General features: G+C 38.8%; 11 protein-coding genes. All 11 read right to left on the reverse strand.

The annotated features are described in order from the left end of the window. Nucleotides 1-207: 207 nt before the first annotated feature. Nucleotides 208-441, reverse strand: a complete 234-nt coding sequence (gene hfq / locus BALCAV_RS03695; protein ID WP_003323764.1) for an RNA chaperone Hfq — start codon at nt 439-441, stop codon at nt 208-210. Nucleotides 442-471: 30 nt separating this feature from the next. Continuing rightward, nucleotides 472-1,413: a tRNA (adenosine(37)-N6)-dimethylallyltransferase MiaA gene (gene miaA / locus BALCAV_RS03700; protein ID WP_003323762.1), complete on the reverse strand. Its 942-nt coding sequence runs from the start codon at nt 1,411-1,413 to the stop codon at nt 472-474. Nucleotides 1,414-1,443: 30 nt separating this feature from the next. Next, a complete protein-coding gene (locus BALCAV_RS03705; protein WP_003323760.1) occupies nt 1,444-2,238 on the reverse strand; it encodes a class I SAM-dependent methyltransferase in 795 nt (264 codons plus the stop codon). A 27-nt stretch (nt 2,239-2,265) separates the two neighbouring features. Next, on the reverse strand, nt 2,266-4,227 hold the full coding sequence (gene mutL / locus BALCAV_RS03710) for a DNA mismatch repair endonuclease MutL (protein ID WP_003323759.1): 1,962 nt from the start codon (nt 4,225-4,227) through the stop codon (nt 2,266-2,268). An 18-nt stretch (nt 4,228-4,245) separates the two neighbouring features. After that, nucleotides 4,246-6,867 (reverse strand): DNA mismatch repair protein MutS, encoded by a 2,622-nt coding sequence (gene mutS, locus BALCAV_RS03715; protein WP_003323758.1) that lies wholly within the window; start codon nt 6,865-6,867, stop codon nt 4,246-4,248. 308 nt (nt 6,868-7,175) lie between these two features. Continuing rightward, a complete protein-coding gene (locus BALCAV_RS03720; RefSeq protein ID WP_003323757.1) occupies nt 7,176-7,745 on the reverse strand; it encodes an outer spore coat protein CotE in 570 nt (189 codons plus the stop codon). Between the two features lie 827 nt (nt 7,746-8,572). Then, nucleotides 8,573-8,998, reverse strand: a complete 426-nt coding sequence (locus BALCAV_RS03725; protein ID WP_003321351.1) for a YlbF/YmcA family competence regulator — start codon at nt 8,996-8,998, stop codon at nt 8,573-8,575. Then, the gene (miaB, locus tag BALCAV_RS03730; protein WP_003321352.1) at nt 8,998-10,623 is read right to left on the reverse strand and encodes a tRNA (N6-isopentenyl adenosine(37)-C2)-methylthiotransferase MiaB; all 1,626 of its coding nucleotides are present in this window, start codon (nt 10,621-10,623) and stop codon (nt 8,998-9,000) included. Before miaB ends, BALCAV_RS03725 begins: the two co-directional genes overlap by 1 nt. A 239-nt stretch (nt 10,624-10,862) precedes the next feature. Further along, nucleotides 10,863-11,123, reverse strand: coding sequence for a stage V sporulation protein S (locus BALCAV_RS03735; RefSeq protein ID WP_003321353.1), 261 nt, complete (start codon nt 11,121-11,123; stop codon nt 10,863-10,865). 187 nt (nt 11,124-11,310) lie between these two features. Continuing rightward, nucleotides 11,311-12,108: a TIGR00282 family metallophosphoesterase gene (locus tag BALCAV_RS03740; protein WP_003321354.1), complete on the reverse strand. Its 798-nt coding sequence runs from the start codon at nt 12,106-12,108 to the stop codon at nt 11,311-11,313. A 143-nt stretch (nt 12,109-12,251) separates the two neighbouring features. Further along, nucleotides 12,252-13,826, reverse strand: coding sequence for a ribonuclease Y (rny, locus tag BALCAV_RS03745; RefSeq protein ID WP_003321355.1), 1,575 nt, complete (start codon nt 13,824-13,826; stop codon nt 12,252-12,254). Nucleotides 13,827-13,839 lie beyond the last annotated feature (13 nt).

Here is a 13,839-nt window from a genome sequence, read left to right on the forward strand (position 1 = left end):
GTCAGCCATTTATTCGTATTGATTCACTAGATTTTATTTGGCAACATTAGGTTAAAGTCTGCTACTAAGGAGCTTTTACTCATAACTTTTCACTGCAAAAATCAAAAAAAGACTCTTCTATGATTCAACGAGAAGAGTCTTTTTTTTCAAGCTATTATCGGTACCCTAAAACAACTAGTATATTGTCATTACTATTCGGGAAAACCGTTATGTAAGGTCTGATTCACTTTTTAGCTGAACATTACGTTGTGGTGCAAAGGTTGAAATCGCGTGTTTATACACCAACTGTTGCTTACCTTCTGTTTCTAAAATAATTGTAAAGTTATCAAAACCTTTTACGAGTCCACGTAATTGGAATCCATTTAAAAGGAAAACAGTTACGGAAATGTTGTCTTTTCTTAACTGGTTTAAAAATTGGTCCTGAATATTAATAGTTTTCATGATTCTGTCCCCCTCATTTTAGCTATCTCTTTATTTCGATATATTTTTTAGATTTCCTTCCACAAACTCAGATATTTGCAGAAAAACTTTTTCTGTTAACCCTTCTGATACATCAAACCATGTAGTATTCGTTTTATTTCGAAACCAAGTATACTGTCTTTTCGCATATCGTCTAGAGTTTTGTTTCAATTTTTCAATCGCTTCTTCTAATGAATACAACCCGTCAAAATAACTGTATAACTCTTTATATCCAATCGCTTGCACACTTTGAACATCCTTAATGCCTTGGTTATACAGGTGTTCGACTTCTTCAATTAAACCGTTTTTGACCATCATATCGACACGACTATTAATTCGCTCATACAGTTGTTCACGAGGCATCGTTAATCCAATCATCGCTAAGTGATAACGTTCTTCCTCTGGCATGTTCTTTTGCTGCTTAGTAAAAGAAATTCCTGTTACTTTAAACACTTCAAGAGCCCGAATGACACGGCGGATATTATTCGGATGAATGACCTCTTTTGCATCTGGATCAACTGAAAGAAGTTGAGTATATAATGCCTCAACACCATGAACAGACACAAATTGTTCTAGTTCTTTTCGATACGTCAAGTCTTCTTCCGTCTCTGAAAACTGATAACCTTTAATAATCGAATTCACATAAAGCCCTGTTCCACCCGTTAAAATCGGCACCTTCTTTTTTTGATTGAGCCTTGTTATTAAAGGTACCACAAGTTCTTGGAAGTCTGCTACTGAAAAGGCTTCATTTGGGTCTTTAATATCAATTAAATGATGAGGAATCCCTTGCATCTCTTCCTCATTTACCTTCGCGGTCCCAATATCCATTCCACGATAGATTTGCATGGAATCACCACTAATGATTTCTCCACCATACTTTTTTGCAAGTTCAATACTAAGTGCCGTTTTTCCGACGCCTGTCGGACCTACTATCGAGATTAAATCTTCCTTCATCATCTTCTCCCTTTTTTGAGCTTTCCAAACCTAATCATTAAGATCTTTTTTATTCATATCCAAAAAACCGTAATGAAAGGTTGCATGACCTCGTTTTAATACAGAAAATTGAAATTGCGAAAAGCGACTACTTTGCCAATGATCTTTTAAAACAACTCGATGTTTCGCCACTCGTTTCGCTTCTTGGATCGCCTCTTCACTAATCGTGCCATAATGAGCCAGACTTCTTAAGCCACTTATGCCCTTTGATTCAAGTATCGCTTGTTCAAACATCGGGTCAAAATAGACAACGTCAAATGAGTTATCCGGTTGTTCTTTTAAATAATCGAGGTGATGAGCATGCCCTACTGTGATTTTTTTCATTAAATCAAGTAAGTCCGCTCGTCCGTCTGTCCAAGAGTTCAAACCGATTCGAACGAGTGTTGCGATTACAAAATTTTCTTCTACCCCGATAACTCGACCACTCTCTCCTACTAAATATTGCGCCACTAAACTATCAGAAGCTAGTCCAAGCGTACAATCGAGAAAACTCATACCTGTTTGAAGCTCTGAGGCTGCTTTTAATGGTTCAAGCTGATTTTTTTCGATTTGTTTAATTCGGACAAATGCAGAATTAGGATGATAAAAAAATGGCTCTGCTGAATCTTTAGGGAAAAATTGAATCTTTTCGCTCCCAACGACAATCATGTCCTGTAAAAATCGTTGTTGCAGTGTTCGAACAGATTCACCACCGCGTTCGACAAATTTCCCCTTCAGTATTTCCGCAAGTTCATTTGCTTTTTGTTCTAATCTTTTAGCGTTTTTTCGCACCGTTGTTACAATCACACTGTTCTCTCCTCATTAACCAATCCATTACATAACCCGTTTGAACATCTTTTCTAATTCATATGTTGAAAAATGGATCAATATGGGACGCCCATGTGGACATGTAAATGGATCACTGCTTTTTCTTAACGTCTCTAACAGTGCAAAAATCTCATCATGTCGTAAATGTCGATTCGCTTTAATCGCTGCTTTACACGACATTAAAATAGCTGCCTCTTCGCGCAAAGTTCCGATATCCACTTTATTTGTTGATAAAAGCTGTTCAATAATTTCACGAATCGTTTCTTCTTCTAAACCTTTAGGTAACCAAGTCGGGTGAGAACGCACTATAAACGTATGAGGGCCGAATTCTTCTAAAAACACTCCAACCTGCCTTAATTTATCGATATGTTCTACTATCATTGCCATCTCTTGCTGAGTGCATTCAATTGTAAAAGGCACGAGTAAATCCTGAACATTCGGTTCGGTCTCTTTCACCTTTTCACGAAAAAATTCATACTTAATTCGTTCTTGGGCAGCATGTTGGTCAATTAAATACATTCCATGTTCATTTTGGGCGATAATATACGTCCCATGCATTTGACCGACCGGATAAAGAATTGGCACTCTTGAAGGCTCAAGCTCTTGTTGAACTTCAACTTGTTCAGCCACTGATTCCTGTTCTATTAAGTTTGAGCGCTCTGACTCTTTTACACTCTGTTCAAACTCCGTCACGCCCCGTTCTTCTTCGTCACTTAACTCTGATGCAGTAAAGGGGCTTGATTCTAGCTGCGGTGCTTTTTCATTTACAACTTCTGGCTCCAAACATTTTTCTTCACTTTTTGTTTCAGAAAAGGATGGCGTTTGGTAGCTATCAACTTGTGGAAAGGGTTCATAAACTTGTTTGCTCTGAGCTTCTTTCCCTATTTCGTTTATTTGGGCTTGCTGCTTTGTTTCAAAATCAAGCGATAACTGTTCACTCGCTAGTTTTGTCGCCTTTTTAACATTCGCTTCTGGAATTAACGTTTGTTTTTTGAAGATAGAAACTACGGACTCCGTTATCAGCTGACTAAGCTCAGCTTCTTTGCTTAAACGAACTTCTAATTTAGCCGGATGAACATTGACATCGATTAAAAGTGGGTCCATCTCAATCGAGAGCACCACAATCGGAAAACGACCAATTGGCAACAGCGTATGGTAACCCGCTTGAATTGCCTTGGCGAGGACAAAATTTCGAATATAGCGCCCATTGACGATAATCGAAATATACTGTCTTGAAGCTCTCGTTATTTCTGGCCTGCACACAAAGCCATGTAAAGAATAATCGAGGGTTTCTCCTTTTATTTCGAGCATTTCTTTCGCAATGTTACGTCCATAAATCGCCGCGATGACTTGTTTTCGATCGCCATTCCCTAATGTTTTTAAGAGCAATTTACCATCATGAAACAATTCAAACGCAATATTAGGATGAGCCATCGCCAAACGATTCATAATATCACTAACATTTCCCGCTTCTGTTGTAACTGTTTTTAAATATTTTAAACGAGCCGGTGTATTAAAAAATAAGTGAGTAACTTTAATTTCGGTTCCTTTTCGTGTCGCAGCTGCTGTTTTTTCAACAATTTCGCCGCCTTCTAATTTAATTTCTGTACCAGCCCCAATACCTGTACTCGTTTTTAAAGTTAAGTGAGCAACGGAGGCGATACTTGGCAAAGCTTCCCCACGAAAACCGAGCGTTTTAATATGAAACAAATCGCGGTCGGTTTGAATTTTACTCGTGGCATGCCGCAAAAATGCTGTCTCAACATCGTCATTTTCCATTCCGTCACCATTATCGACAATCCGGATCGAACTTAAGCCACCCTCTTCAATTTCAACGAGGATATGAGAACTGTTCGCATCAATCGCATTTTCTACTAGCTCTTTGACAATTGAAGCAGGACGTTCAACAACCTCACCTGCCGCAATTTTATTCGATAAACTATCGTGTAGCTGTTTAATTTTCCCCATTGTATGCCTCCTCTCCACTTATTTTAAACTCTTTTGCCATTCATACACTTTTTGCATCGCTTCAAATGGTGTCAAATGAAGAACATCCACTTCTTTTATTTTTTTCATTAATTGTTTTTCTGCTTTTGTTAACGACTCTTCTTTTTTTATTTCTACAGCTGGTTCCGGGAATAAAGAAAGCTGTGTTGGCTCTTCTTTTGCCACGGCCACTTCTTCTTTGACCGTTTCAACAAAAGGAGTCGACGCAGCAACAGGCATTTGTTTCATCCCTTGCTCCAACTGGAATAAAAGCTCCTCGGCTCGACTCGTCACAGCTGTTGGCATCTTCGCAAGCTCGGCAACATAGATTCCATAACTTCTATCCGCTTGTCCATCAATCACTTTGTGTAAAAAGACGACATGACCATCCTCTTCTGTTGCAGAGACGTGAACATTTTTTAAATGATCTAAGCTTTCTTCTAAGCTCGTTAATTCATGATAATGGGTCGAAAATAAGGTCTTCGCCTTTACCTCATCATGAATATATTCAATGATTGATTGGGCTAAAGCAATTCCATCATAGGTTGACGTTCCTCGGCCAATTTCATCTAATAAAATTAAACTATTTTGTGAAGCTTTAGTTAGTGCATATTGAGTTTCAAGCATTTCAACCATAAATGTACTTTGACCACTTGCTAAATCATCGGCCGCCCCAATTCTCGTAAAAATTTGATCAAAAATCGGCAACTCGACCGCTTCTGCCGGAACATACGAACCGATTTGTGCCATCACCACAATTAAGGCGAGCTGACGCATATACGTACTTTTACCTGCCATATTTGGACCCGTAATAAGAAGCATTTCTCTTTCTGCTTGCATCTGTACATCATTGGCGACATAATCCCCTTTTGGAATAACACTTTCCACAACAGGGTGCCTCCCCCCAACAATATTGACTTTATTTTCAGTTGAAAAGTGTGGTTTCGTATAGCGATTATTTTCTGCAACCGTTGCAAATCCAATCAAAACATCGATCTCACTAATCGATTTGGCGAGTTCCTGAATCGAAACGACATATTTTTTCGCTTCATCACGAATCGTCAGGAACAGCTCATATTCAAGTTGCTCCATTTTCTCTTCTGCTCCAAGAATAATCGCTTCTTTTTCCTTTAATTCCGGTGTAATATAACGCTCAGCATTCGTCAACGTTTGTTTTCGTTCATAACGTCCTTCTGGTAACAGTTGAACATTCGCTCTAGTCACTTCGATAAAATAACCGAACACTTTGTTATACCCAACCTTTAACGTCTTAATCCCCGTTAATTGACGTTCCTTCTGTTCAAGCTCAGCAATCCAACGCTTCCCGTTCACACTAGCATCACGATACGTGTCTAGCTCTTCATGAAAACCAGCTTTAATTAACCCACCCTCTTTGACTGAAATCGGTGGGTCCTCCACTAAACTTTTATCTAGTAACGCAATTAGCGGTTCATAGCTCGTAGACTGAGAAAACCAGCGCTCACTATAGTTTTTACTCATTTTTTCAAGGATCGATTTTACGGCCGGTAATTTCTCTAACGAACGCTTTAACTGCAGGAGCTCTCTCGCATTCACATTCCCATAAGCGATTCGACCTACTAATCTTTCTAAATCATAAACCTCTTTTAATTCATCTCGTAACTCTTCCCTTTCAAAATAAAAAGAGGAAAAGTTTTCGACAATATTTAAACGTTCTTCAATCACTTCTTGTTGAATTAACGGCTGCTCGACCCACTTTTTTAACATTCTTCCGCCCATTGCCGTAACGGTTTGATCAATTACGCCAATTAAAGAGCCTTGTTTCTTTTTATCTCGTAATGTTTCGGTTAGCTCTAAGTTTCGTTTGGAATGGCGATCAATTTTCAAATAAGAATTTGCCGGATAATAAACGACTGGCTGTAAGTGATTAAGTGCTCGCTTCTGAGTTCGAACTAAATACTGACACATCCGCCAAAAAGTCGTTTGTAGTTTCTTTTGCTCCAACGGTTCAGTCAATGTCACGTAATCCGAAATGATATCGGCATTCTCTTCATAGGACACCGTCACATGGATCGCTTGTTTAATTTGAGCAAGCTTCTCCTCGGCAAACTGTGGATCAACAACAAGCTCTTTGGAACGAGAAGATGTTAACTCTTGGATAATCTCTTGAACGTCATCATTTAATAACGTCACTTCATTTTCGCCCGTTGACAAGTCCGTCCGAATAAAACCAATTGTCCCATCCGCAAAATCCGTAATTGAAGTAATAAAGTTGTTTTCTTTTTCTTGGATCATACGTTTATCGACAACCGTTCCAGGAGTCAAGATCCGAACAACCTCTCGTTTAACGACCCCTTTAGCGACAGCTGGGTCTTCTACTTGTTCACAAATCGCAATTTTATAGCCTTTTTCAATTAGCCTGACCATATATTGTTCTGCAGAATGATGGGGAACCCCGCACATTGGGATCCGCTCATCGCCTTTTCCACGACCTGTCAAGGTAATTTCAAGTTCCTGTGCCGCTTTTATCGCATCCTCATGGAATAATTCATAAAAATCCCCTAAACGAAAAAATAAAAAGGCATCTGCATGTTGTGCCTTAATCTCTAAATATTGTTTCATCATTGGTGTTTGTTCAGCCATCATAAACCTCCGCCGTACGTATTTCAGATGATCAATATTATACCATATAGCTAGGATACAGCCTAATAGATTCATCGCAATTTTATAGCAAAACAGCAGTCAGGTCGTATTACCGTATACGACTCGGATTATGCTCTCAAACACAATTAGTGCGCTATTAAAAAGTCATTAACTGAATTCCTTCCCTAAACCCCTCCTAATTTTTATTTCATTCTATTTTCACCTATCCATTTCCAGCAATTAGCCATTGATAAACCCAAGCCGCGAAAAAAAGATAAAAAAAAGAACCAGAAAAAATCCGGTTCGTATTATTTCTTATGCATTTCTTGATGTAAAAAGTTTGGATCTAAGCGTTCAAACTCTTCATCACTCACATCATCTTCTACGTCATCTGCAGAAAAATCACGAATGACACCGTCTGGATTAACCGCAACAGCAATTTTGGTTTCCCCGATACATTCAACAACAAACTCTCTTTCGACTTGGACGGCTACACGATCACCAGCCTCTGTTATTGTTGCTTCTAATGTGTTTGGTTGTTGGACCGCTCGAGCGATCACTTCCATCTCCTCGGAAAGCACATTTTGATCTCGAACAGTTAATTCGACAATATCCGTATAAGGTACCGTTTGCGATGCCACTTCTGTTTTTGTATTGTCGTCATAAGAAAACCAAACGTTAATGTCATAGCTTCCTGTTACTTCAACATTCTCGCCTTTTTTTGCTGCATCAAATTTGTGATTAATAACCCAGCAACCGAGGATGCTTGAAGGTTTGTTAGAAGGTTTAATATGATGGGTGTTTTCTGAGAATTTTTGTCCCTTCCCACATACGGCCTTCGTTATGATCTCGCGAAAATTAAAATCATTTTGAGCCATGAAACATTACCCTCCTCTTTCTCATTTCAATCTAAGTAGTTGGTCGCTTTGATGGCTTCCGCCTCGTTCGCTCCGCCAAACTATTCACTCCCATCCTATGCAGGACAAATGACTAGTGTGCAAATAGTTCCAAACTAGCTTAAATCCTTATCTCTTACACGATATGAGAAAGTGCGTTGAAATAGTACGTGTTTTCCAATGAAAAAATATTTTTAATTACTTTTTTATTACTAACTCAACTTTCGCATCAAGAAAATCGGTTCAACTAGTTGGCAGAGCGAATAGAAGCTCTTAAACAAATGCCCTTGATACGTAAGAAAAGCGAGAACGCAAATCACACCAAACGGATAAACTGTGCATTAAGAAAATATTATAGACCCTCCGGCTGTCGCTCCCAAAACCATACTCCGCGTTCTGCGGGAACCTGGCGAGCCTCCTCGGCAAGCCTTGCGGGGTCTCGCTCCACGGTTTATTCCCGCGGGAGTCTCCGTATGGTTTTGTCCGCTAAGTGTGGTGGAGAGGTTTGATGATATCGCCATTCTCAATTAGCTATTTCTAAGGCAGAAGAACCTTCTTCTTCACTTCATTTTACTGAATAGTTTCCTTCAACAGCCTACGAAGAGATGTGTTCAGACTGTCAACGATTGAACCGATCGTGTAAAGTCAATTGGAGTATTGTATCGCCCTAAAGTCAATCTCTATCAACGGTTAACGGTTAACGGTTAACGGTTAACGGTCAATCATACACTGCGAAAGTTGAGTTACTAAAATAAAAACTCTGTCCCAACAAAGCTTCCTTTGCTTAAGACAGAGTTCCTTTTTCCTCATTAACAATGGTCTTGGATTAATGGATTTTTTGTTGTTGTTCCTCTTAACACATCTCCACCCATTGAAGTAATGATTTCTTCCGTGATTTTTTTTGTAATCGTATTAGACACCATTTGCAAAAGATCATTTACATCAACTTGACTTTGTTGAAATTCTTGCACTAATGGGATTTGTTCAATTTCATCTTGAAGCTCATCAATTTTTGCTTCTGTTTGTTTTAATGCCTCTGATTTATTATAGTGTTTTAAGTTTACTGCTTCTTTTTGCAGCTTTTTAATTTGGGCAATTAATTCTTGTACACGTAAATGCTCATTAATTTGCTTTTCGGCTTTTTTGAAAAAATCTACTTCTTCCGTTTCTGCCATCATCGACGCTAGCTCTTTTGCTTTTGTAAGGACTTCTTGTCTTGTATATTTTGCTTCCATTATTTTATAACCTCCGCTGATTCAACTAATTCTCCATTTAATGACCATGTTTTGGCATCATTTATTTTAACATAAACGATCGTTCCGATGGCTGATTTAGGACCTCTAAAATTAACAAGACGATTCGTTCTAGTTCGTCCAGCTAATACTTCTGGATTCTTTTTACTTTCGCCTTCTACTAATACTTCAACGACTTTCCCTTGATACTCAAGATTTTTCTTCGCTGAAATTTCATTAACGAGGGCATTTAGTCGAGCAAGACGCTCACGCTTTACTTTATCTGGTACATTATCTTTCATTTTCGCTGCTGGTGTTCCTTCACGTGGTGAATAAATATACGTAAAGGCACTATCAAATTCGATTTCACGCATTAATGATAATGTATCCTCAAATTGCTCTTCTGTTTCGTTTGGGAAACCAACAATAATATCGGTTGTAAACGACGCATTTGGAATCGTATTTTTTATTTTATTCGCAAGCTCAATATATCTTTCACGCGTATATTTACGTGCCATGAGCTTAAGAATTTGTGAGTTTCCGTGCTGGACTGGCAAATGAATATGCTCAACCAGATTCCCACCTTTTGCTAACACTTCTATTAGATGGTCATCAAAATCTCGTGGGTGACTCGTTGTAAAACGGACACGCGGAATATCAATTTTGTGAATTTCATCCATCAAATGACCGAGTCCGTAATCGATGTCATCAAAATCTTTGCCGTACGCATTTACATTTTGCCCGAGTAAGGTTACTTCTTGATAACCTTGGCGAGCTAAGTCTCTTACTTCAGCAATGATATCTTCAGGACGTCGACTTCTTTCTTTCCCACGTGTATATGGCACAATACAGTACGTGCAAAATTTGTCACAGCCATACATAATATTAACCCAAGCTTGTGTTTTCCCTTTTCGCGCACGAGGCATATTTTCAATAATATCGCCTTCTTTAGACCAAACTTCAATTACCATTTCCTTGCCAAAGATGGCTTCTTTTAAAAGGTGTGGAAGACGATGAATATTATGGGTTCCAAAGATTAAATCCATATGCTGGTGTTTTTTCATAATGCGATTGACGACATTTTCTTCTTGTGACATACAGCCACAAATGCCTAAAATCAATTCAGGCTTTTCTTGTTTTAACGTTTTTAAATGACCAATTTCACCAAATACTTTATTCTCCGCGTTTTCACGAATCGCACAGGTGTTTAATAAAATGACATCCGCTTCAGTTGTATCTTCTGTTTCTGAAAAACCCATTTCAAGCAAAAGACCTGTCATGTTTTCAGAATCGTGAACATTCATTTGGCAGCCATATGTCCGAATTAAAAATTTCTTCCCTTGGCCAATCGTTTTCATGTCATCAGGAATTAACGTGTCTGGTCGGATGACTTGCACATCTTCTTTGCCGCGACGTTTTCCTTGTTTATAATCAGGCTGATCTAAAATCGAAATCTCTCGCCCTTCGATTCGAATCACCTTTTTATTTCCTTCTTCGGAAATGACCTTTGCATTAGAAAAATCGAAATACTTACTATAATCTTTGCTTTTTCCGTTCAAGGATTTTACGTCCTTTTCGGAAGCTTCGTTTGTATTCCCTTGTTTCCCTAATCTTTGCTCTTCATTCATCGAAAAAACTCCTTTACCGAAAATAAAACATTCAATATTATATTATACTTGTCTTCCCATTTAAAAACAATGAAACTTCCATGGCGATACGGCAAACATTCTAAAGAATTCACTTCTTAAAAATAAGACTAGCTAAAATGAGGAAAGTGTTTGAATCTATCTTTCGTTTCTTTAATGACCTAAAATCATTGCACATGAAAAAACTGCCTAACCATAAAAGATTAGACAGTTCTTATTCGTTATCTAGGCTCAATGATTAATTTAATCGCTGTTCTTTCTTCGCCATCGATTTCAATATCTGTGAAGGCAGGGATACAAACTAAGTCAATTCCACTAGGTGCGACAAACCCTCTTGCAATGGCAATCGCTTTAATCGATTGATTAAGTGCTCCAGCTCCAATTGCTTGGATTTCGGCAGCACCCCGTTCTCGAATCACACCTGCTAGAGCACCAGCGACAGAATTTGGCGTAGATTTTGCTGAAACTTTTAAAACTTCCATTTCTTGTACCTCCTTTTATTACGACTAATATTGGTTCTAGCTAAGACGTGGAAAAAAGGTGATCACTCTTAACCTATGACTCCTGATGTCAATGTACAAGAGATGCTAATAGTTAATAGTATTTCGCAAAATCAATTCATATTCCTGCTTTCAAAAATAATTTCTAAAGAATCATTCTTTAGTCGGATTATAGATGAAAGAAAGGGTGGTCATCATTAATGAGAATGCGTTGAATTGATTTTGCTAGACCCGTTTTTGGATCGACATCAATGATCACTCCATTTAATTGTTCCCTTCCTTGTGTCACTTCAAACCTCGCTGGCAAACTTGTTAAAAATCTTTGAATAATGACTTCTTTCTCAACCCCTAAAATGCCATCATATGGCCCAGTCATCCCAACATCTGTTATATACGCCGTTCCGTCTGGCAAAATTCGCTCATCTGCCGTTTGAACATGGGTATGTGTCCCGACAACTGCCGTCACTCTACCATCTAAATACCAACCCATCGCCTGCTTTTCACTTGTCGCTTCTGCATGAAAGTCTACAAAAATATAAGGCGTTCTTTCCATAATTTCCTCTAAAATCTCATCGATCTTTCGAAACGGACAATCAATAGCCGGTAAAAAAGTCCGTCCCATTAAATTAACAACAGCCACTTCGATTTGATTGATTTTTACAAATGTGTATCCTTTCCCTGGAACACCTTCTGGATAATTAGCCGGTCGTACCAACGATTTTGCTCGATCAATAAACTCAAAAATATCTTTTTTGTCAAAACTATGGTTACCAAGTGTGACTGCTTGAGCCCCGGCATCCATAAAACCTTTATATATTTTTTCAGTTATGCCTTTTCCAGACGCTGCATTTTCACCATTAATAATCGTAATCGTCGGTTTATAGGTCTTTTTCAGCTTTGGTAAGTACTCATCCACCATATTTCTACCAGGTGATCCAACAACATCACCAACAAATAAAATTCTCATATTATCCTCATTTCTATTCATACAGTCTTGTTTATCTTTATTAGTATAAAGGAATAGACTAGCCGCTGTCACCCTTTGTTCTAAACTCCCTGCTTCCTATTGACCCTTTTAATCAAAATAAAAAAGCAGCCGAAGCTACTTTTTTATTTTGCATACTCAACTGCCCGTGTTTCACGAATGACGGTCACGCGGATATGACCTGGGTAGTCAAGTTCATCTTCAATTTTCTTCGTAATATCTCTTGCTAATTTATGGGCAAGAACATCATCTACGACATCAGGGCGAACCATAATTCTCACTTCGCGACCTGCTTGAATCGCATACGTCTTTTCAACGCCTTCAAACGACTCAGAAATCTCTTCAAGCTTTTCAAGACGTCTAATATACGTTTCTAGCGTTTCACGACGAGCACCCGGACGTGCTGCTGATAAAGCATCAGCTGCTGCGACAACAGTCGAAATAACTGAAGTTGACTCCACATCACCATGATGAGAAGCAATCGCATTGATAACCACTGGGTGTTCCTTGTACTTTGTCGCAAGTTCCACACCGATTTCAACATGACTTCCTTCCACTTCATGGTCAATCGCTTTACCGATATCATGTAATAGACCCGCTCTTCTAGCAAGCTTAACATCTTCACCTAGTTCAGAAGCCATTAATCCTGCTAAATAAGCGACTTCCATTGAATGCTTCAAGACGTTTTGACCATAGCTCGTTCTAAACTTCAAACGACCTAAAATCTTGATTAAATCAGGATGCAAACCATGGATACCCATTTCAAATGTAGCTTGCTCACCGTACTCACGAATTGATTCGTCTACTTCTCTTCTAGATTTATCGACCATCTCTTCGATTCTCGCTGGGTGAATCCGTCCATCTTGAACGAGTTTTTCAAGAGCCGAACGAGCAATTTCACGACGAATTGGATCAAAGCCTGATAAAATAACCGCTTCAGGAGTATCATCAATAATTAAATCAATTCCTGTTAATGTTTCTAAAGCGCGGATATTTCGTCCTTCACGCCCGATAATTCGGCCTTTCATCTCATCATTTGGAAGAGTGACAACAGAGACCGTTGTTTCTGCCACATGATCAGCTGAGCAACGTTGAAGAGCTAATGATAAAATTTCTCTTGCCTTTTTATCAGCTTCTTCTTTAGCTTGCATTGTGCGTTCTTTAATTAAGACCGCTGATTCATGTGCAAGCTCTTGCTCTAATTCTTCACGGATTGATGCTCGTGCTTCTTCACGAGAATATCCGGAAATGCGTTCAAGTTCTTCTTTTTGTTGTTGTACGATTTCCTCAACTTTACTTTCCATCTCTTCAACTTGTCGTTGTTTTTTGGTGAGAGAATCCTCCCTTTTTTCCAAAGCTTCTTCTTTCTTGTCCAAAGTTTCACTCTTACGGTCTAGGATCTCTTCTTTTTGTACCAAACGATTCTCTTGTTTTTGAATCTCATTTCTTCTTTCACGAACATCACGTTCAGCCTCGGTACGAATTTTGTGAATCTCATCCTTTGCTTCAAGGATCGCTTCTTTACGACTTGACTCTGCGTCGCGTTTCGCGTCTTCAATAATTTGTTTCGCGGCTTGTTCCGCACTAGAAATTTTCGCTTCTGCAATGGATTTTCGAACAAGATATCCAACAACTGCACCAATGATTGCAGCGACAACAAGCAAAGCAGCGAAGAGGAAACCATTACTTAAAATATCCACTCTTTCACCTCCT

This window comes from Alkalihalobacillus alcalophilus ATCC 27647 = CGMCC 1.3604 (assembly GCF_000292245.2).
In the GTDB taxonomy this organism is placed as follows: Bacteria; Bacillota; Bacilli; order Bacillales; family Bacillaceae_D; genus Alkalihalobacillus; species Alkalihalobacillus alcalophilus.